Source organism: Paenibacillus tritici, from assembly GCF_013204885.1.
In the GTDB taxonomy this organism is placed as follows: domain Bacteria; phylum Bacillota; class Bacilli; order Paenibacillales; family Paenibacillaceae; genus Paenibacillus_AQ; species Paenibacillus_AQ tritici.
The window spans coordinates 489,430-510,174 of sequence record NZ_JABMKX010000001.1; the positions used below are offsets into that span (position 1 = coordinate 489,430).

General features: G+C 52.8%; 15 protein-coding genes and 1 pseudogene. 14 read left to right on the forward strand and 2 right to left on the reverse strand.

The genetic code is table 11. From position 1 onward, the window contains the following. Positions 1-4: 4 nt before the first annotated feature. The 6 genes from HQN87_RS02325 to HQN87_RS02350 all read left to right on the forward strand — a co-directional run bounded on the left by HQN87_RS02325 (position 5) and on the right by HQN87_RS02350 (position 6,104). Positions 5-1,093, forward strand: coding sequence for a GerAB/ArcD/ProY family transporter (locus HQN87_RS02325; protein ID WP_173127086.1), 1,089 nt, complete (start codon positions 5-7; stop codon positions 1,091-1,093). A gap of 100 nt (positions 1,094-1,193) precedes the next feature. Continuing rightward, complete coding sequence (locus tag HQN87_RS02330) at positions 1,194-2,171, forward strand: AAA family ATPase (protein ID WP_173127089.1); 978 nt, start codon at positions 1,194-1,196, stop codon at positions 2,169-2,171. Positions 2,172-2,174: 3 nt separating this feature from the next. After that, the gene (locus tag HQN87_RS02335) at positions 2,175-3,263 is read left to right on the forward strand and encodes a DUF58 domain-containing protein (RefSeq protein WP_173127091.1); all 1,089 of its coding nucleotides are present in this window, start codon (positions 2,175-2,177) and stop codon (positions 3,261-3,263) included. Continuing rightward, positions 3,260-4,588, forward strand: a complete 1,329-nt coding sequence (locus HQN87_RS02340) for a hypothetical protein (protein ID WP_173127094.1) — start codon at positions 3,260-3,262, stop codon at positions 4,586-4,588. The genes HQN87_RS02335 and HQN87_RS02340 overlap by 4 nt, the downstream gene beginning before the upstream one ends. A 15-nt stretch (positions 4,589-4,603) precedes the next feature. Further along, on the forward strand, positions 4,604-5,038 hold the full coding sequence (locus HQN87_RS02345) for a MerR family transcriptional regulator (protein WP_211723725.1): 435 nt from the start codon (positions 4,604-4,606) through the stop codon (positions 5,036-5,038). Positions 5,039-5,141: 103 nt separating this feature from the next. Then, positions 5,142-6,104: an alpha/beta hydrolase gene (locus HQN87_RS02350; protein WP_173127097.1), complete on the forward strand. Its 963-nt coding sequence runs from the start codon at positions 5,142-5,144 to the stop codon at positions 6,102-6,104. A 101-nt stretch (positions 6,105-6,205) separates the two neighbouring features. Here the strand turns inward: HQN87_RS02350 and HQN87_RS02355 are convergent, their stop codons facing one another. After that, entirely contained in the window at positions 6,206-8,269 is a 2,064-nt protein-coding gene (locus HQN87_RS02355) for a beta-galactosidase (RefSeq protein ID WP_173127101.1), read from the reverse strand. Positions 8,270-8,415: 146 nt separating this feature from the next. Between HQN87_RS02355 and HQN87_RS02360 the strand changes: the two genes are divergently transcribed. From HQN87_RS02360 to HQN87_RS02380, 5 genes and pseudogenes are all read left to right on the forward strand, one after another. Then, positions 8,416-9,249: a helix-turn-helix transcriptional regulator gene (locus tag HQN87_RS02360; protein ID WP_173127104.1), complete on the forward strand. Its 834-nt coding sequence runs from the start codon at positions 8,416-8,418 to the stop codon at positions 9,247-9,249. 183 nt (positions 9,250-9,432) lie between these two features. Then, positions 9,433-12,060, forward strand: coding sequence for a hypothetical protein (locus tag HQN87_RS02365; protein WP_173127107.1), 2,628 nt, complete (start codon positions 9,433-9,435; stop codon positions 12,058-12,060). 49 nt (positions 12,061-12,109) lie between these two features. Beyond that, positions 12,110-12,775, forward strand: a pseudogene (locus HQN87_RS02370) (ABC transporter ATP-binding protein); the annotation flags it as partial. 257 nt (positions 12,776-13,032) lie between these two features. After that, positions 13,033-14,424 (forward strand): ABC transporter permease, encoded by a 1,392-nt coding sequence (locus HQN87_RS02375; protein ID WP_173127110.1) that lies wholly within the window; start codon positions 13,033-13,035, stop codon positions 14,422-14,424. A gap of 27 nt (positions 14,425-14,451) precedes the next feature. After that, positions 14,452-15,552 carry an efflux RND transporter periplasmic adaptor subunit gene (locus HQN87_RS02380; protein ID WP_173127112.1) on the forward strand — a complete coding sequence of 367 codons (1,101 nt, stop codon included), beginning with the start codon at positions 14,452-14,454 and terminating at the stop codon, positions 15,550-15,552. A 532-nt stretch (positions 15,553-16,084) separates the two neighbouring features. Here HQN87_RS02380 and nagZ read toward each other — a convergent pair. Continuing rightward, complete coding sequence (nagZ, locus tag HQN87_RS02385; protein ID WP_254075319.1) at positions 16,085-17,440, reverse strand: beta-N-acetylhexosaminidase; 1,356 nt, start codon at positions 17,438-17,440, stop codon at positions 16,085-16,087. A 116-nt stretch (positions 17,441-17,556) separates the two neighbouring features. Here nagZ and HQN87_RS02390 point away from each other — a divergent pair, with 116 nt between their 5' ends. The 3 genes from HQN87_RS02390 to HQN87_RS02400 all read left to right on the forward strand — a co-directional run bounded on the left by HQN87_RS02390 (position 17,557) and on the right by HQN87_RS02400 (position 20,380). Beyond that, a complete protein-coding gene (locus HQN87_RS02390) occupies positions 17,557-18,060 on the forward strand; it encodes a ferritin (RefSeq protein ID WP_173127115.1) in 504 nt (167 codons plus the stop codon). A gap of 354 nt (positions 18,061-18,414) precedes the next feature. Further along, entirely contained in the window at positions 18,415-19,278 is an 864-nt protein-coding gene (locus HQN87_RS02395) for a cation diffusion facilitator family transporter (protein WP_173127119.1), read from the forward strand. A gap of 196 nt (positions 19,279-19,474) precedes the next feature. Next, entirely contained in the window at positions 19,475-20,380 is a 906-nt protein-coding gene (locus HQN87_RS02400) for an NUDIX hydrolase (RefSeq protein ID WP_173127122.1), read from the forward strand. Positions 20,381-20,745: the final 365 nt, after the last annotated feature.

Consider the following 20,745-nt stretch of genomic DNA (forward strand, 5'->3'; position numbering starts at 1 on the left):
CAGTATGCAGACATCGAAATGGCAAATCACCAGGTTCTCTATCGTATATCTAGGCTCACAGAGTACCATGTTTCTTGTTCCCGGACTCATTGACACCTCCGGCTATCAGGGGTGGATCGGGATTGTTGCAGGATGTGCCCTGGCGCTGATTCCGTTGTTCTTCACCGTTCAGATCGGGAAGCTGAAGCCCGGGACGGGCTGGGTGGACTTCGGCGCAGAGATTACGGGGAAGTGGGTGCACCGGATGATGGTCATCCTGCTGTTATGCTGGTGTGTCTACTATGCCTCATATGATATAGAGAACTTCGTCCTGTTCTTCGGGTCCAACTATCTGCGCGGAACTCCGCCGCTGTTCATCCAGATCCTTATTGGCCTGGTCATTATGTATACGGCTCATCTCGGAGTAACGTCTATAGTGTATATGGCTGACGGCATATCGCTTATTTTCGTTGCTTCAACGATTCTAAGTATCTATCTGTTCTTCCAGCATGCCAATTACGCTGTCCTTCCGGCGTTTATCCATTACCATAATCCGCTTATCGCCTTCAAGGACTCAGTAACCGTCATGTCCTGGCTGGGGGAATGGGTGGTGTTCCTGTTTGTTGCGCCGGAGCTCAGAATCAGCAAGAGCACCATGAAAAAGCTGGCCCTCGGAGGCATCTGTGTCATGCTGACGATTCTGCTGGTCTGGGTGATGACCCTGCTTAATTTCGGAGCGTATCTGGGCAAAGAGCTGACGTTCCCCTACCTGCATCTGGTCCGCAGCTCTTCAGGCGACGGGCTTCTGGGTAATTCGGACCCGCTGCTGATCGGCATCTGGTCCGCTTCCATGTTCATCCACAGCTCCTTTCTAATCTATGTAGCCGGTAAATGCGCTGCCTATCTTACCGGGGAGAGAGCAACGAAGCTGCTGGTTCCCGGTCTGACGGTCTGCTCTATGGTGATTGCCTATCTCTACTCCAGAGATCTGGCCCGGTATGATCACGACTATTATTCCTTCAATACATCTCTGGTATGGCTGATCGTAGAGTTTATTCCGCTGTACTATTTCATTGTGTTAAGGCTCCGGAAGAAGCGGGATAATCAGGCTTAAGCCCGGTTGCAATATCCTCTATTATATAATGTAGGCGCTTTCTGGTATGATTAGCTTATATGTACATACCTTTTTTTGGAACAGGATGGTGTTATTATTCATGAATCTTCAAGAAGCATCTGCTCTAATTGAGTCAATCCGAAGCAATCTCGCCAAAGTCATTGTTGGAAAAGAGGACGGTGTAAATCTGCTGCTGACCGCCTTGCTTGCGAACGGTCATGTGCTGCTGGAGGATGTGCCCGGTACCGGTAAGACACTGCTCGCCAAAACCCTGGCCCGTTCACTGGACTGCGCCTTCAAGCGGATTCAGTTCACTCCCGACCTGCTGCCTTCTGATCTAAGCGGCATCAATTATTACAATCAGAAGACCGGAGAATTCCAGTTCCGTCCCGGTCCGGTATTTGCCAGCATTCTGCTTGCCGATGAGATTAACCGGGCCACTCCCCGCACCCAGTCGAGCCTGCTGGAGTGTATGGAGGAGCGGCAAATTACCATCGACGGGGTGACTCATGAGCTTCAGCGGCCGTTCCTGGTCATTGCCACGCAAAATCCGGTGGACAGCCAGGGAACTTTTCCGTTGCCGGAAGCGCAGCTGGACCGGTTCTTAATGCGGATTACCAGCGGCTATCCCACATTCGAAGAAGGCATTCATATTCTCCAGCGGTTCCGCCAGGATAATCCGCTGGAGGACACCGCTGCGGTTGCAACCGCGCAGGAGATTCAAGACATTCAGCGTCTGGCTGCGGGCATTGCCGTCAGTGACGAGCTGCTCGCATACATGATGCGGGTAGTTGAAGCCACACGTACTTCCCCGGCAGTCCGCCTGGGAGCCAGCCCGCGTGCCGCATTCGCCCTGCTGCGCGCCTCGCAGGGCTATGCGCTGATTCAGGGCAGAAGCTATTGTATTCCGGATGATATCAAAGCAGTGGCCGTCCCCGTGCTGGCCCACCGGCTGATTCTTCAGCGCGGCCCCGGAGTCCGTGAAGGCCAGTCCGCAGAAGTAGTACTTCAGGTATTGCGCGAAATAGAGGTACCGGCTGAGCCCGCTGTCCTCTCCCGGGGCGGAAGGGTGGAGTGAACCATGTCGCTGCCGTGGTTCATTGCAAGCACTTTTGTCCTATTAATCCTGATCTCTCTGGTCTATGACCGGAATGCGCTGAAAAAAGTCAGCTATACCCGTTACTTCTCTGCCAAAGCGGTGTACGCCGGTGAACAGGTGGAGATGGTTGAAGAAATTATGAACAAGAAGCTGTTGCCGTTGCCCTGGCTGCGACTGGAATCCAGCATTGCCAAAGGACTTGAATTCGGCAATCAGGATAATCTCGGCATCAGCAGCGGGGAGATTTCACAGAATCATGTCAGCCTGTTCTTCCTCAGGTCATTCCGTCATATCAAGCGGAGACATATTGTAACCTGCAAAGAGCGGGGCCGGTTTGTTCTGGAGACGGCAACGATGACTACCGGCGACCTGTTCGGACTAAGCCGTTCCGCCAAGACCTTCCCGCTACAGCTGGAGCTGCTGGTCTATCCCGGTCTGCTTCGTTATAATGACCTTCCCTTGCCGGTGCACAGCTGGCTTGGAGAACTGCCGGTTAAGCGCTGGATTGTTGAAGATCCGTTCCTGACCGCCGGTACCAGAGAATACAGTGCTGGAGATTCCCTGGCCGCTATTAATTGGAAGGCAACGGCCCGTACAGGGACTATGCAGGTGCATCAAAGGGATTACACTGCCGATTCCCGGCTGGTGATCTGCCTGAACGTGGAGATCAGTGAATCCATGTGGAAGACGGTTACCGATGTGGAGCGGATCGAGCTGGGCATCCGCTATGCGGCGACCGTAGCTGAATATGCAATCGGCCATGGCATTGAGACCCGGTTGCTCAGCAACGGAAGGCTGGATGGAAGCGGGGCGAGAGATTCGGTGGATACCTGGCCTATTGCCCATCCAGAGGAATTCCTTGGCCTACTCGCCAGACTGAATCTGGACCGGACAGTGCCGATGAGCAGGCTGATGGAGATTGAAGCGGACAAGGGTGAGGGAGATACGGATTATCTGATCATAACCTGCCACCGGGGGGCAGAGCTGCAAATGGCGGCTTCAGGCCTAAGCTTCCTGGGGAACGGTGTGGAATGGCTGGACGTTCCGGCAGAAGGGGGCGGTGAACTATGAAATCAAGGTTCCCGGTTTCCTTCAAAGAGAACTACACCCTATGGATGTCTGTCTTCATCGAGTGGCTGCTTCTGCTTCCGGTATGGCTGGTGCTTCAGACTTATCTTCAGCCGGATGCTGGGGCGCTGCGCTGGATCTACCTGTTGCCGGTGCTGGCCGCTGCCGGGGTGCTGCTGAGGAACAAGTGCAGCCGTCTGTGGAAGCAGCTCCTGGCGGCACTTGTACTGGGAGTTCTGGCAGGGGGAGCAACTGGAACGCTGACGCTTATAGGACTCCCGCTGGTAGCCGGGGCAGCGCTAAGTGCCTTCCTTGGGATGACGGCAGCCTCACGGGTGAACCGGCTGCGGTTTTATATCGGGGGGATCGCGTTATATTTTGTAGCTTCTATCGCCTTCTCGCGTATTCCTGACCTCCAGCCGAATGTAATGATCTTAACCTGGAGCGGCAGCTTATGTCTGGTGCTGGCGCTGCTGGATTCGAACAGCAGTCATCTGCGCTATAGCTCTCTAAACGGAGATGCTGCCCGTTTGCCCGAGGGTCTGCGGCGGCATAACCGGCTGTTCGTAGTGGGCTTCATTATCCTTGCCGCTCTGCTTGCAGCAGGGGGAGGCAAAGCGGTTGGCACGCTGCTCTGGAATGCCGTGAGAGGTTTCTTCGCTTGGCTCAGCCGCTTATCCTCCGGTTCAGAAGAAGCCCCTCCAGAGCAGGCGCCGCCGGAAGCCATGCCGAGTCTTCCGGCAGCGGAACCGGGCGAACCGGGGCTGCTGTCCTTGATTCTGAACATCGGCTTCTATATCTTGGGTGCCGCTGTGCTGCTTGCCATATTCTATTTCATTCTGCGCTGGCTCTACAGAAATACAGGAGGACTGCTGCGGAGAGCGATAGATAGGCTGCTCTCTTTGCTGCGCAGAGAGACTCCCGTGACATCCGCTTATCAGGACGAGGAGACCAGCCTGTTCACCTGGGAGCAGACCGTTCAGGATTTCCGTCAATACTGGCGCTCCAAGCTTGCACCCGCCAGCCGCCGTGACCGCTGGGAAGGGATGACCGGAAGCCGTGAACGCATCCGCTGGCTCTACCGGCATTGGCTGCGGGCCAGACATGAGGAAGGGTACAAAGTAAAAGCCTACCTGACACCGCAGGAGACTGCCGCCGATGTGGCGGCCTGGTCACAAGACCAGAAGCGTAAGAAGCACAATGGCAGCGATAGACTAATCAATGAGCAGCTGCTCGGCCTGTACAACAAGGCCCGCTATACAGAGGAGGAACTGCCTGAGCTCACTGCCGCTGAGGCAGCAGCGCTTAAGGAGCAGCTGAAGCTATAGCGGAGAGCGGGCTGAGTGAATATCGGGAAAGGAGCAGCAGGCATGACCCTGTATCTGCGTGGTGAACTGGCTAAAGAGGCTCAGATTAATATTGAAACCCTCCGGTTTTATGAGAAAAACGGGCTGATTCCGCTGCCGCAGCGTTCGGCAGGCGGGTATCGTCTGTACCCGGAGGAGACGCTCCTCCGGATTGATTTTATCCGTAATGCCAAGAGCTGCGGGTTTACGCTTCATGAGATTAAGAAGGCACTGGTTAAATCTGCTGACAGCAGCATTGGAATCAGTGATTTCGTCGAAGTCATTGAGCGGAAGATGGCCTCTGTCGATCTGGAGATTGCCAGATGCAAGGAGACACGGAGTAAGCTTGAAGCACTGAAATCCGGTTTGGTGGCTCATAACAGGCATCCAGGCGTACAGGAAACCCTGGATATTTTGAACATGAAGGATTAATCTGCTGTCACCTGTAATTCTTTAAGCGCATACCGCTTGACTCTGTACAGTGCTACAGGGTTTATAGTATGGGCATCCCAGGATAACAGGAGGATTGATAAATATGTTGTATCCGAGTACTACCCCTATTCCACAGCTCCAGACAATCGAAGCTCATTTGAAAAGCAATAATAACTATTCAGGAAAGTCGGCGCAGGAGATCCGGGCTGCTGCTGCGGAGTCTGCCAGACAATTACCTGTGCTTGACGGTGTGAAGATTGAGCAGATAGTGACCGAGCCATTTTGCGGAGAGTGGGTCAGGGCTGAGGGAGGATTTCTGCAGTATTCAACATGGCCGCTTACTCCAGAGAACAAGGTTATTCTGTATTTTCACGGTGGAGGATTTGTATCAGGAAGCTGCGCTATCTACAGGGATTTCGCAGCCCGCATCTCCGCAGCCAGCGGAATAGCTGTCCTTACAGCAGAATACCGGCTTGCACCAGAATTCTGCTATCCCGCAGCTAACGAGGATTGTCTTGCAGCTTACCGCTGGCTGCTGGCGCAGGGAGTCTCTGCTGGAAATATAGTAGTCAGCGGGGATTCTGTAGGGGCCACGCTTGCACTTATGACGTTGATTACGCTGCGGGACCAGGGAGAGGAGCTTCCTGCCGGAGTATGTCTGTTATCTCCCCATGCCGATCTTATACACCTGGATGGGGAGTCGTACGATAGCCGTGCTGGAATTGACCCTACCGGTAGCCGGGAAGCCAATCAGAGAATGCTTGAGGAATATATGGGAGATTACGCCGGTGAATGGCCGGCGTTGTTGTCACCGCTGCGCCTGGATTTCCGGGGCCTGCCGCCACTGTTCATACAGGCTGGCGATCATGAGGTGCTGCTGAGTGATGCAGAACGTTTGGCTGAACAGGCAAGGGCGGCAGGCAATACAGCCGTGCTTGAGATCTGGGAGAACATGTGGTGCGGATTTCAGCTGTTGGTTGCCCTGCTGCCTGAAGCCCAGCAGGCTATTGTGAATATGGGCACCTTCATTAAGAGAAGATTATTGCTGGATGTTTCGCAAGAATAGGTCAGAACCGCAATTGCAGCAGCATCAACACCAAAATAGGGTTCCGCTGTCCACAGAGCAATCTGCGGCAGCGGAACCCTTGTGGGTTCATCTGATCTTCTCTATTGCAGAACCAGAACGCCGAAGCCTTCCATCGTATAGCTTCCCGAAAGAGTCTGTCCGCTTAACAGGTCCGTCTTGGATTCCTTCAGCACAATCTGTGCCGGTTCTTCACTATAGTTGAGCAAGAAAGTGACTCCGGTGGAGGTGTCCCCGCCAGTGGCGCGGATCTGTAATTCTACCCCGGCAGGTAATTCCGCCCAGTCTGCGGCAGGAGAGACCAGACCCAGGCTGCCGATGATCTGCAGCACAGCCGCTTCGTTGAATACCGCCCCGTAATACCAGACTTCACCTTTGCCGCGGATATTGCGGGTTACCGCCGGTTTGCCGGCATAGTGATCGGTAGCATAGGTTCCCATGATCTCCACGCTGTCCTCTTCCACATGCAGGATATCATTGAAGGCATCTGCACCGGTGAGCGCTTCAGGATCATGATTCCAGCGGATCGAGGTCGGGAGACGGGTGCCTTTGACCATCGTGAATTCTTCAACAGTTACACCGCACATCTCCTGCGCTGCCCCGGGAAAAGGCCGCATATAACATTGTCCGCGGGTATCCTTGTAGCCGGTCCGGCAGCCGAAGATCAGCTTCCCGCCTTGCTGCACGTACTGATCCAGCAGCGCCGCTGTATCGTCGCTCATAATCGCCGGATGCGGATAGACCAGCACCTCGTAGCGTGCAAGCTCTGCAAGCGTTGTGTTGCTGCGCATATAGAGGACATCGTTAGGAATATGCTTCCGCTGGAGCGCCTTGAACCATTCCTTGTTGCTCTGCCACATGAACGGCCCATGCCAGACATCATATTCCCCGTCCCATTCGTTGTCATAATCACGCAGAATGGCAATGCTCGCCTGAGTGCGGCTGCCGATGAAGGCAGGGCCAATCTGTGCCAGCTCCTGGCCGATCTGCTCCGCTTCCTTCACGCGCCGGTTAGGCTGGTTGTGATAGTCATTCAAGCCATGCCAATAAATCTCATTGCCCATCGTGGCTGTCCGCCAGCGGAAATAGAGCAGCATGTCAGCCCCATGAGCGATAGACTGGTAAGTCCACAGCCGCATCTGTCCCGGCTTCGGTGAAGGCATATCCATCCGGTTCACCCAGCCCCCTGGGCCAGACTGCTGTTCCATGACGCAGAAGTTGCTGCTGACCGACCGTACGGCTGACAGCGACAGCCCCCAGCCACGGTCGAGCATCGGATTCACTTCTGCCGGATCGGCGCTGATGGTGGAGAATTGCGGATAGGAATCATAGCTGAAGAAATCTAAATGATCCTCCGTCAGCTCGTGGCTGTCCAGATGTCCGAACAGACCGTTGGTGGTAACCCACTGGTCCGGCGCCTTCTCCCGGAGGATATCGGCCTGAATCTTGGCGAAGGAGATGGTGTTATCTGAGATAAAGCGCTTCTCATCCAGGGCCTGATGCGGATTCGGCTGGTTGGGCGAAGGCGTAGGACGGGTAAGGCAGACCTGCGACCAGCGGGTGTAGGTCTGGTTCCAGAACACCGTGCCCCAGGCTTCATTCAGCTTGTCCAGTGTGACATATCTGTCCTGAAGCCAGGAGCGGAAGGTCAGATGATCGCTCTCCGAGTAGAACACATTGATCTCACAGTTCAGCTCGTTGTCAATCTGCCAGCCGACCACACCGGGATGACTGGCGTAATGCTCAGCAAGCTTAGTTACAATTCTGGCACAGAGCTCGCGGTACTTGGGACTGCTGTAATTGTAATGGCGACGCATGCCGTGCTGGAGCGTCACTCCTTCATAAGTAACATTTAAGGCCTCAGGGTACTGCTCCGTAAGCCAGGCAGGCGGAGTAGCCGTAGGTGTTCCCAGAATGACCTTCAGCCCGTGGCTATGTGCCAAATCTATCGCACGGTCGAACAGGTCATACTGAAACTCGCCTTCTTCGGGTTCAAAAATAGACCACGCAAATTCACCCAGACGCACCACGGTGAATCCGGTTTCAACCATACGCCGGTAATCGTCAGCCCACATGGATTCAGGCCAGTGTTCGGGATAATAGCAGACGCCGAGTTCAAATCGTTCTGCTGCAACAGGTTTCTTCATAGTAACCTCCAAAGTGTAAATATCTGCTTTATCTTTGATACTAATCTATTGTAGTATCAGCAGTGTATCCACTTATATAACAGAATATTGCTATTATATCATTATATTGCGTGCTTGATTCACAGCGGATAGAAGAGGGGAGTCATATGAGAAAACACTGGGTGCTGCCACAGCCCGCTTATGCCCATTATGTATGTTATCCGGAGATGCTGGGGCATTACAGCGACTTCCCGGAACACGCAGAGCGCAGAAGCGAGGGATTCCTGAACAGCTATAATCTCCATATGGTTTTTGACGGAGAGGGGTATGTGTTTCAGGGAGGAGAACGGATTTCAATGAAGCGGGGCAGCGGATTTCTTTTTCCCCCGGGTGCTTATCAGCAATACGGCTCTGATCCCGGTCAGGCGTGGGATGTACGCTGGATGCACTTTGCCACGGCAATCCCCCTGCCTATGCTGGAGGAGGCGGACCAGTCGCGCGGTTACTTCTTTACGTTCGATCCCGGCACCGGCTATGATACGCTCTTCGAGGAGATGTACCGGCTTAGCGCAAGCTATGAGACCCGGAGTGAACCCCGCCTGTCCACGCTGCTCTATGAGATTCTGGTCACGCTGATGCAGAACTCCGAACCGCTGCAGGGCTCTGTTCCGCTGGAGATCAGACACTCCATCCGGCTCACAGCCGACAGGATATACAGCGAGTGTGAGCGGCCCTGGACGCTGGAGTCTATGGCCCGGCTCGCCGGTTACAGCAGCTACCATTTCCTCCGTCTGTTCCGCAGTATTATGGGGAAGACGCCGAATCGGTATTTAAGCGACTGCCGGATGGCGCGCGCCAAGCTGCTGCTGGCCTCCACCGGACAATCCGTTGCAGACATTGCTTTGCTGTGCGGTTTTCAGCAGTCCAGTTATTTCATCAAGGTATTCAGACAGCTCGAGGGAATGCCGCCGAATCAATACAGACGGTCCTTCAACTCCTGAAATCATCGTATATTAGGACCTAGTATTAACAAACTTTGTTACATTTCCGGCTGGTTTAGGGCGGCGCTTATCCTGTTTATAGGGAAAAGGTTACAAATGGAAGCGAAGGGTTACAAAGTGGATACAAATTCCACGCGCCGAGCAACTATACTATTTCTAGTAAATACATCTGGAGGGAAATAAATGAGAAAGTATAGAGTTACATATGCGGCTCTGATGGTAAGCACGCTGGTAGCCGGACAACTGGCTGGAAGTATAGCTGCACCGGCCGCAGACGCAGCCGGAGCCACGAAGACCCCGGCCGTATCCGCTCCGGCGGCGGCATTCAAGTTCAAGCCTGTTCCAATGGGAGCCGGAGTGACTGCGGTACTGGAGAATGTCAACATCTGGAGCCAGACCAGCGGGAACGTCTTGTCCTACACCCTTAAATATACGAATTCCGGGAACGCAAGTGCGAGTCTGATGCATTATTTCTCACGCGTAGTCACGCCGGGAGGCTCTGTGCTTCCGGGTAATCCCGTAGGTGCGGATGCCCTGAAGAAAAAAGTCGGCGCCAAAGAAACGCTGAGCGTTACCTACTATGTCAACGTGGGACAGGCTTCCTCCTTGCAGGGGATCAAAATCTCGATGCTCGTCTGGGATGCCAAGACTAAGGGTTATCTGAGGCAGACGGGTTCTTTTGCAGTACCTGCTAATTATTCTACTGCGGCTGTGGCAGGAACGAGCCTTAATACTGCCATGAACGACATTCCCGTCACAGCAAGCGCAGACTCCCTGCAGCTCTATAAATACAGCGGCAAGGTCTATGCCAAAGTAGGACTCAGCCTGACTAACAAAGGCAATAAAGTCCTCAGTGATCCGGGTTATTCGGCGTATCTGGTATCTTCAAGCGGCACTTCCTTTGAATTGGCACTAAGCGGCACGCAGACGGATTACAAGATTCAGCCGCAGGAGAAGCGGAGCATCTATTATCTGGCCGAAATTCCGGCCTATCTCAAGACAGACAATATGAAGCTGCAATTCACACAGAAGGATGAAACCTCGAAGCTGGAGCTGCCGAGATCCTCTTATAAGCTCCCCGCAGCAACCACGCCTAATCTGGTAGTAGGCAGCGGTGTGGTCAAAAAAATCATTGTAAACAGCAATACGGTTGACACGCTGCTCCGCAACGCCAATGTGTATTCAAAGGATGCGGACGCGGTATGGACGTTCCAGATGCAGCTCAAGAACACGGGCAACAAAGCCGTAACCATGCCAAGCTATGAGCTGGCTGTCAAGTCAGTGAAAGGCAAAACCTTCCCCGTGAATTCAAAGAGCTTAAGCGGATTAACGCTCAAACCGCTGGAGACCAAAATCATTCCGCTGACCGTCCGTGTACCGCTTGAAGTGGATCAGTCCGGGCTGCAGCTCATGATGATCGAGTCGGTAGGCGCGGACACTATAAGCGGGCCTGATACATCCGGGACCAGTGAGGGAGGGGGAACTACCGGTACTCCGGAAAGTCCGGGAACTCCGGCTCCGGCTCCGGCAAGTCCTGTGACCACGACCACTAAGATGATTTTCCCTGTAGCCTACTTCGTCATTCCTTACGCGCTTCGGACTGAGGTAATGACCGGCCAGGAGTACTTGAGCACGAATTCTTACGGTTCCTTCTCATACAGTGTTCAATCCCTGCAGCGCTACCCTTGGAAAGACGATGATATCTTAGCTGCCCGGCTGAGAATCACCAATACCCAGGATGTATCTCTTACGCTGCCGGAGCTGAAGGGCACCATTAAGCTGAACAATGAGAGCCTGCCCGTGACTACGGAGCTGTTCATGGACAACAAGGAATCTCTGGTCCTGGCTCCCGGGAAGTCGATGGAAGTGTATGTACTCGGCAAAATCGCCTATACGTCTGATTTCCGGGATATGCGGATTGCCCTGAACGGTACACAGAATACAGAAACCGTTCCGTTCCTGGATGTCAGTGTCAATAATTCCATCAACAGTATCCCGACCATTGCCCCCGGCGAGAGCTACAAGGTTAGCGGAAAAGGTAAAACGGCAAGTGTGCAGGAGAACCGGACAACGATCTATCAAGGCGAAAGCCACAATCTGGTATACACAGAGCTCTATCTGAGCAGCGAGGAGAAGAGACAGAGCAAAATGGCCCGTCTGCAGGCTTACTATAAGACCAAGGACGGCCAGTATTTCGAAGCAGGCACCAGCCAGTCGGAGAACAGCGCGTCTCCGGGCGCCAAGCAGCTCGTGGTCCTATGGGCCAAGGTTCCTAAGGCTACGGACCTCGCGGAGATCTCGCTCTATCTCGGTGCCGGTATCAAAGAAGGCAAGCTTATCGAGGCCAAGGAGGAAGCTACCGGATTCGTCAATGTTGCAGCACTGCAGCTGAATCCGCAGGCTAACGTACCGAAGAATACACTGGAATCAACCGTAGTATATCCTTATACGATTTCTGTTCTGACCTCTGAAGGGAAGCGGATGAAGTCATCGGATACCTTGGATATTACTATGAACTACAGCCTGAGGAAGGATAACCTATACGATGCAGGCGTTCTGGAGCATAAGCTGATTCTGCAGATTACCGATCCGTTCGGCATCGCTACCGAGAAGGTCCTTACACTGGGCACAGATCTGATTGAAGGGACGAACAACCAGTATTCCTTCTCCCTCAGCAGACCCGTGTACAAGACGATGGACGGCGGCGCTTATAAGCTAACCTTCTATGATGAATTCCAGGGAGAACGTCTGATGCTGGGCAGCCAGGCCTTTGGAGTCACTAATGTGGTTCCGAAAAAGACAGAGGAATAATCGTCATTCGCTCTACTTAATATTACGGTTAAAAAAAGGAGCAGCTTCCATGTTGCGTGTTGAAGATATTACGCATTCGTACAAAAGCGGTAATGAATGGACCTCCGTTCTTCATAAAATCAATTTTGCCGTCAAAGAGGGGGAGATGGTTGCACTGCTGGGCAGTTCGGGGTCCGGCAAGTCGACGCTGCTTAATCTGATGGCCGGCTTGATGAAGCCTACGGAAGGTCATATCTATATTGCTGACAAAGACATTGTGAAGATGGGCGAGAATAAGCTTGCCGAGTTCCGGCGGAAGAATATCGGGTTTATCTTTCAGGCCTATGAGCTGATTACAAGCCTCACGGTCCGTGAGAATGTGGAGCTGCCGCTGGTCTTCCAGTCGGTCTCCCCCAGGGCCCGCAAGGCGAAGGCACTTGCACTGCTGGAGCAGGTGGGGATTCCCGACAAGGCGGATTTATTCCCCTCGCAGCTCTCCGGGGGACAGCAGCAGCGGGTCAGTATTGCCCGGTCGCTGATCACAGAGCCGTCGGTCATCTTCGCAGATGAGCCGACGGGGAACCTGGATTCCAAGACCGAGGAGGAGATTATCAGCATTCTGCTGAATCTGAACCGTACGATGAAGACCACGTTTATTGTGGTTACCCATGAATACAAGGTGGCTGAACAAATGCAGCGGATTTTTACGCTCAAGGATGGCTTCCTGATTACTGAATCGCAGAGAGAACCGCAAGTACAGACAGAGCCGCAAATAGAACCGCAGCTTGAGCTGAAGACAGAGGTACAGGGTGAAGAGCAAATCGCTGAGGAAGCTGAACCGCAGACCATGGTAGAGGTCGAAGAACAATTAGCTGCAGGAGCTGAACAGGAAGCTGTAGAGCCGCAGACAGCAGCAGCGGATGAAGATCCGCCGGCTGAGGAACCTGAACACCAGACCGCTGCGGAAGCTGATCCTGCAGAGGGAGGGAAGCCGTGAAGATCAGAGATATTTCACGGATGGCCTGGGAACAGGTCAAACGGCGCAAGGTGGTTACCGGTCTCTGTATGACCGGGATTTCGATCGGCTGCGCAGCCATTATCGTAGCCTTGAGTGTGGGCCAGTCTGCTCAGGTCTATGTGACAGACCAGGTCAACCAGAACTTCAAGATGGATGAGATTATGGTCTCGCCGGGCGGAGGAATTCCTTCAAACGGCAAGGGCGGCAGCGGAGGCGGCGGTTCCGTAGAGGTCAATGAGAACCTCGACCCCGGTAAGCTGACCGACCAGAAGCTGAAGATTATCCAGGGGCTGAATCATGTAAAGGCCGCTTCTCCGTTCCAGGAAGCCGGATACTTGCAGATGGTGACCGTAGATAACAAAATCGCCGATGTCCGCATCATCATTGCTGATTTGAAGATGTTAACGGCCTATGATCATAAGTTCAAGCAAGGGGGAGCCAGTGGTCAGGTCGGGTCGGTTGTGCTGAATTACGGGGCTACTCTTGGCTTGATTGATCTGGAGACCCGTCAGAAGCTGTTCGACCAGATGAATGCGGAACCGTTCAACCAGGAACTGTACCAGCAATATGACAAATTAGGCGTTGTTCCTGCTGAAATGTACCGGAAGCAGATCCAGATTCAGGCTCAGGATTACGGCTCTACAGCACCAGTTTACAAGCTTAGCTCGCCGCTTCAGGTCGACGGAATTCTGGCAAGTCCCAAGGGAATGGATGACCTGCGGGCATCGTATGAGAAGATTATGTACATGTCACCGGAAACGGCCGTTCAGCTCTCCAAGGAGCTGAGCTTCGATAATTCCACCACCAGTGTGCTCACTCTTCCGCCGGAGGGGACATACAACTCGCTTACGGTCAAAGTGGATGATGTGGCGAACATCAAGTCGGTGGAGCAGATGATTCAGAAGCTGACCCTGAACGCTCAAGACAATCTGTTCCAGCAGGAGATGCTGAAGGAACAATTCGACATGATTAAGATGGCTGCACTTGGAATCGGCGTGTTCATCCTGGTGATCGCTTCGATCTCCATCATTGTGGCTATGACCATGTCGACACATCAGCGCCGCCGGCAGATTGGGATCATGAAAGTGCTGGGAGCGAACATGGGGCAGATCCGCAATATGTTCATTACAGAAGCTGCGCTTCTTGGACTGCTGGGCGGAATTCTGGGTGTTGCATTCTCCTATCTCATTATGATGGGGCTCAACAAGCTGGTAGGCAGTGCAGGGGAGGGGATGAATTTCTTCATTCCAACTATGAATCTGCCGATCGGGATGTCCTTTGCCATTATGACTGGTGTATTGTCGGGGATTTACCCGGCGATCAGCGCCTCCAGAACCGATGCATTAACTGCTATTAAACGAGACTAACCCTAAGCTAGAAAGGAAGCCGAAATGATGAAGAGGACTCTAAAGAAGAGCCTGAAATGGATCATAATCTTAGGTATTATCGGAACGGCCGGTTATTTCGGATATACCAAATTCTTCAAGGCTGATGATACCGCTGATCTCCCGCCTGAACCGATGCAGGTAATCAGCTTCCCGGTAACGGAAGAGACGTTAACCAGCTCAGTGCAGATCAAAGGCAGATCGCAATACCAGAAGGAGACGCTGGTGTATGCGCCCTTTGCTTCCAAGGTGACTGCCTGGAAGGTGGAGAACGGGGCACAGGTGAAGAAGGGCCAGGTGCTCTTCACCCTGGATCAGAGCACACTCCGTAATGAGATTGCCACGGCAGAGGCAACCGCCCGCAAGGCGAAGCTGGAGGGAGAGCTGAACGCTTTTGTCAGCCAGCAGGAGGATGATAGTGCGACTCCGGCCGGTACGGAAGCGGAACGGCTGAAGGCCTTGGCCGCTCAGGAGACGGCGCGTCTGAACGACGAGCTGAATCAGGTGACTGCCGAGATTCAAGCCAAGGAGCTGTCGGAGAAGAAGGCGAAGCTGGGCACGGCCGTGTATCACGCACCGGAGAACGGCATCTTCCTGTTTGACAGCAGCACTGAACGTCCGCAGACGGTAACCGATAATCAGTACATCGGCAAGATCGTGGACACGAACAAGGTAGAGTTCATAGCACAGGTCGGGGAGCAGGATATCTTCCGCATCAAAAAAGGCATGAAGGTTAAAGTGAAGATGACTGCGGTGAAGGACCTGATCCTGAACGGAGAGGTGACCGAAGTAGCTAAATTTGCTACCACCACGACAGGACAGAACACAGCCGGCCAGCTTCCGCAATTCGAGGTGGTCATCTCCATGCAGCCGGACGAGCATTTGATGGGCGGCCTTAGCCTAAGCGGAGACGTCGAGACCTCGCGCAAAGAGAAGGCGGTAGTCGTATCCAATATCGCTGTTATCCGTGAAGGTGAACAGGCCTTTGTGATGGTGGACAAGGGGAACGGCAAGTATGAACGGAAAGAGATTAAGATCGGTATGGAAACAACAGACAAAACGGAAGTGCTGTCCGGACTGAAGGCAGGAGATACCGTAGTTCTGCAGTAGTATAGCATAGTGGATAGCCGCAAACAGTGGATAGCTACAAACCGTAGAAAGCCCCGAACAGTTGAAAGCCCCGAACCTGGTCTATTGCCGGGTTTGGGGCTTTTTAATACGGAAATTATAGGTTGCACTCGGTAACTTGTCCTTCTATTTCTCGCTGAAACGGTACCATCCTTTAAAAGGACGGCAAAGCCGTTTCTACTTGGTTAGAATTTATAGGCGGGGCGCGCGGCGGATGGTCTAAGTGGAAATAGTACATCTAATTTCTGGTGGCTACCGACAATTCCTTTCAGTAGTTGGATAAACAACACTTAATAAGACCAGATTCTGCTGAAATTCATGGGGCTCGGCGAATTAAATGTACTTTTTCCAACTGCTTCCCGATAGCGCACGGTTTCGGCAGAATTAAGTGCCTTTTTTCCAACTCTGTTGGCTCTCCCCGCAGGCTACTACACAAAGGGCTAAGCTCAGCTTCCCCAAAGTATATGAATCGTTAAGGACGGTAAGTTTCAGCAGAACAAGTAGTCTTTAAGGACTACTTGTTCTGCTGAAACGGCTTGCGCCAGGTTTGGATGTCGCTGTTAAGTCCGGTAAGATCAGGCACGGGAATCGGCTGGTCTGACAGTTCATATTTGGCCTTCAGCGCCAGAATCCGGTAGACACTCTCATCAATCCGTGATTCAGAAATCGTGCCGTTCTTGACGCTGTCCAGCAGTGCGGTTCGCACGGCCTGTTCGTTCTTGTACTCATGAGCGACCAGGAGGATGTCACTTCCGGCCAGTACGGTGTCAACTGCGGCAGCTGGGAGGCTGTAGTTCTTGACAATAGCGCCCATCGTCAGATCATCCGTAATCACAACCCCGTCATATCCCATCTGTCCGCGTAACTGCTGGCCGATGATTACTTGGGATAAGGAGGCGGGTCTGTCCGGGTCGAGCTTCGGATACAGAATGTGGGCTACCATCACGGCATCCGCCTTCTCCTTAATCGCAGCCTGGAACGGCAGCCATTCCAGACGGGCAAGCTGCGTCTCTGTCTTGTTGATGACCGGCAGCTCCAGGTGAGAGTCTACAGAGGTGTCGCCATGGCCCGGATAATGCTTGACGACGGGGATCACGCCTTCACGCTCCAGGCCCTTCATCTCGGCAAGCCCAAGCCGGGTGACCAGATCTGCACGATTGCCGAAGGAACGGTTACCGATGACCGGGTTATCCGGGTTGCTGTTGATGTCGAGGACCGGCGCGAAATCCATATTGAAGCCGGAGGACTTCACCGCCCGGGCCAGCAGCTCGCCCATAGTTCCGGCTGCATCTGCATCATCTGCGGCTCCGACTGCAGCGTTCGACGGAAAGGCTGCATAGTCAGCGGGAAGGCGGCTGACCTTGCCTCCTTCCTGGTCAATACTCATGAACAGCGGAGCAGGATTGCCTTCGTTACTCTGCTTCAAGGCGTTGGTAAGCTGGACCAGCTCCTTCAGACTGCCGACATTACTGGAATAGAGGATGATTCCGCCTATCTTATCCTCGGCAATCATCTGTTTGGCTTCAGTTCCGGCGGTCTTGCCTTGGATGCCGACCAGCAGCATTTGACCGATCTTCTCCTCCAGCGTCATTCCGGCGAGTTTCATGGAGATAGGGTCCGGAGTGTCTGTCGCAGCAGGTGCGGATACGGAGGGTGAGGGTTGGGCTGAAACTGAGGGTGAGTTTGACGCTAAGGGTAGGGCTGACGCTGATGCTGACGCCACTGCCTGAGCAGCACTTGTGCCAGCCGGGGCCGAATTGCCCTTCCCGTCACAGCCGCTTGCCAGAAGCAGGCAGGCGGAAGCGACAAGCAGGGTGAGGGAACGGCGGGCCGGATTCATTTTTATTTTGCTAAGGCTGAACCATTTCATTGTACGTTATCTTCCTTTCGTTTGCGGTTTGACTGGTAAGAATGATAAAATGTACGAGACCTTACATAAATGCTGCATCATGTATAATCAATAGAATAGGATGAGGTGACCTGTCAATGAAAGAGCAATTAATGAACACGCTTAATGAACAAATGAATTTTGAATTCTATTCTGCTCATGTCTACGTTGCTATGGCTGCGTATTGTTCCGGTGAGAGCCTGGACGGATTCGCCAACTTCTTCCTGGTACAGGCTGAAGAGGAACGGTTCCATGCCATGAAGATTTACAAATTCCTGAATGACCGCGACTACCGTGCTACCCTCGCGGCTATGCCTGAGCCGAACAACGAATATAGCTCCATGCTCGAGGCGTTTGAACATGCCTTCGCCCATGAGCAGCAGAATACGAAGAAGTTCTATCATCTGGCGGATCTGGCCCTCGATGAACGGGAACATGCGACGATCTATTTCCTGAAATGGTTCATTGATGAGCAGGTAGAAGAAGAAGCGCTCTTCAGTAACATTATCGCCAAGCTCAAACGGATCGAAACCGACAGCAATGCCTTCTATATGCTGGATGCGGAATTCGCTGCCCGTTCGTTCACACCACCGGTAGAGTAAGCGGCAACCGGCTTCATCCACGAGTTACAATCTCAGCGGCGTTCTCCTGTACAGGGGAAGCCGCTTATTTGTGTGCGAGGACGGCAATACGGTCTCCGCTTCGCGAGCGGTAGGGATAGGCTCATTCTATAGTTAGACTCTGGCTGGAGGTAAAAGTTACCTTGTCCGAAGGCAGGAGATTATATCCGATGTTGAACAAGGGCAAAGAATGTAGCGGACCGCAACATACTTCCGGCCTCCCAACTCTATTTAGCAGGGTTAACTCTTACGCTGTCCGGCAACACTGTTTCTCTAGACCCACCCTTGTGTCAGCGTGTAGTATGGAACAATACTATTCTTTGGAGGTCCTTTTTCTTGGAAAATTACAGCGATATCAAACAAAGTGAAAAAGGAGCATGGCTAAGTCTATTAACTTACATACTCTTATCTGCCGTCAAATTATTCATTGGCTCCATATCCGGCTCTCAGGCCTTGCTTGCTGACGGGCTGAATAACAGCACCGATATTATTGCCTCCTTAGCCATATTGACCGGGCTCAAAATTTCCCGCAGGCCCCCGGATTCCAACCACGGGTATGGTCATTTCAGAGCAGAGACAGTTGCCGCACTGGTCGCCTCTTTTATTATGCTTGCTGTAGGCTTTCAAGTGCTCTATCAGGGAGTGAACAAATTCATTCAGCCATCGCTGGACACTCCTGATCTGATTGCCGCATGGACGGCAGCTGCCTGTGCTGTGGTGATGATCGGAGTCTACAGGTACAATATCAAGCTTGCACGCCGCCTGAACAGTAATGCCATGCATGCCGTTGCGCAGGATAACCGTTCCGATGCGCTTGTAAGTATGGGCGCCTTCATCGGCATTATCGGTTCACAGTTCGGAATCCCCTGGTTAGATCCGCTCACAGCAACGATTGTCGGATTGTTGATCTGCAAGACTGCTTGGGATATATTCCGCAAAGCTACGCATGATCTGACCGACGGCTTCGATGCCGGCAGACTGGAGCTGATGAAGCAGACGGTGGCAGAGATTGAAGGCGTCGAGTCGATTAAGGATATCAAAGCCCGGATTCACGGCAACAATGTGCTGGTGGATACTACCGTGCTGGTGGATTCCAGCCTGAATGTGGTTCAGAGTCATGATATTACAGAGGAAATCGAAGATCAGCTCAAAGACCGCCATCACGTATCGACCGTGCTTGTCCATATTGAACCGTTGTGATTCTATGTAGTCATGTAGTATTGAAGAATTGCCTTGCTTTCGGGTGAGGTGATTTTTTTGTGCGTATATTAAGAACGAGAGTTCTTGAATTAAGCATGGGCATGGACTTGACTGGCATTCACGCTATAGGTATATAATAACACTATGTTATTAACAAGAGATTCCTATTAATTTGTCAAAAAGAAGGAGCATACCCATGCCAAATCAACCGGCTACTGATCATAACGGCTTGAACGAGGAGGAATTCCTGGCGAATTATAATGCAGGGAGCTATGAACGTCCGTCTGTGGCCGTCGATATGCTGATCTTCACTGTCATGGAGCAGGAGCAGAATAACTACCGCAAGCTGGCGGAGAAGTCGTTGCAGCTTCTGCTGATTCAGCGGGGAGAGCATCCTTTTCTGGGAGAATGGGCATTGCCTGGAGGGTTCGTGGGGATCGGCGAAAGTGTAGAAGAAGCAGCCCGCCGGGAGCTGTATAGTGAGACGAACATTGATAACATCTATATGGAGCAGTTGTATACCTGGGGCGATGTACACCGTGATCCGCGGATGCGGGTCATCAGCTGCTCCTATATGGCGCTGGTTGACCGCAAGGCCTTGAGCGTACAGGCAGGGGATGATGCCGCCGCAGCCGCCTGGTTCGAGGTGTCTTACCTCATACTCGATACCAGCCGCGAGGTATTGGAGCAGGGCATCCGGCAGGAGACGCTGGTAGAGATTACTTTGCAGAGTGATGAGGAGAAGCTCAGTGGTGTAGTCAAGCTTACGGAGACCATTCAGGGGCATGTCCGCCAGATGAACCGCGAGATTGTCCGCAGCTCGGGTTTTTCTTTTGACCATCTGCTAATGGTGCAGTATGCGATCGAACGCTTGCGCGGCAAAGTGGAATATACAGACATCGTATTCAATCTGATGCCGCCGCTGTTCACCTTATCCGAGCTTCAGCGCGTATATGAGATCATCCTTGGCAAAGACCTGCTCGCTGCCGCATTCCGCCGCAAGATTGCGGAACGGGTAATCGAGACGGAGGAGAGCACCCGGGATGCCGGTCACCGTCCCTCCAAGCTGTACAGATACAATGTGGAGTGGAATTTATCGTGAGAACGCGACATAGATGCTGACACCCAGCAAGGCGCCCACTACGATCCAGGTAACAGGGTGAGCGGGATGAAGTGTCCAACCGGGTCCGCTAATTTTTCGGGTAAACAGAGGGGTGGATTTCTTTCTGCTGAACATGGCGTTGCACTCCTTCAGATAGAATTTGGCTGATGCTCCGGTAGATTCATAGTACTCCTTGTGAAGAGAAATGCAATGCCCAAATTAACGGATGCCCTTCCGCTGCATCTCTGTGATGTTGTTTATAGAACTTTCCTGTGGGGAGAACCGCTGCATCCGGATGGTGCAGAGAAGCGGCTAAGAGAAACCCGATTGAAGATGATACAAGCAATCTTTGAAGCATAAAAGGG

Excerpts from the sequence above, each read along its gene's own strand:
- HQN87_RS02325 (WP_173127086.1), top strand. The coding sequence starts at position 5 with ATGCAGACATCGAAATGGCAAATCACCAGGTTCTCTATCGTATATCTA.
- HQN87_RS02330 (WP_173127089.1), top strand. The coding sequence starts at position 1,194 with ATGAATCTTCAAGAAGCATCTGCTCTAATTGAGTCAATCCGAAGCAAT.
- HQN87_RS02335 (WP_173127091.1), top strand. The coding sequence starts at position 2,175 with ATGTCGCTGCCGTGGTTCATTGCAAGCACTTTTGTCCTATTAATCCTG.
- HQN87_RS02340 (WP_173127094.1), top strand. The coding sequence starts at position 3,260 with ATGAAATCAAGGTTCCCGGTTTCCTTCAAAGAGAACTACACCCTATGG.
- HQN87_RS02350 (WP_173127097.1), top strand. The coding sequence starts at position 5,142 with ATGTTGTATCCGAGTACTACCCCTATTCCACAGCTCCAGACAATCGAA.
- HQN87_RS02355 (WP_173127101.1), bottom strand. The coding sequence starts at position 8,269 with ATGAAGAAACCTGTTGCAGCAGAACGATTTGAACTCGGCGTCTGCTAT.
- HQN87_RS02360 (WP_173127104.1), top strand. The coding sequence starts at position 8,416 with ATGAGAAAACACTGGGTGCTGCCACAGCCCGCTTATGCCCATTATGTA.
- HQN87_RS02365 (WP_173127107.1), top strand. The coding sequence starts at position 9,433 with ATGAGAAAGTATAGAGTTACATATGCGGCTCTGATGGTAAGCACGCTG.
- HQN87_RS02380 (WP_173127112.1), top strand. The coding sequence starts at position 14,452 with ATGAAGAGGACTCTAAAGAAGAGCCTGAAATGGATCATAATCTTAGGT.
- nagZ (WP_254075319.1), bottom strand. The coding sequence starts at position 17,440 with ATGAAATGGTTCAGCCTTAGCAAAATAAAAATGAATCCGGCCCGCCGT.
- HQN87_RS02390 (WP_173127115.1), top strand. The coding sequence starts at position 17,557 with ATGAAAGAGCAATTAATGAACACGCTTAATGAACAAATGAATTTTGAA.
- HQN87_RS02400 (WP_173127122.1), top strand. The coding sequence starts at position 19,475 with ATGCCAAATCAACCGGCTACTGATCATAACGGCTTGAACGAGGAGGAA.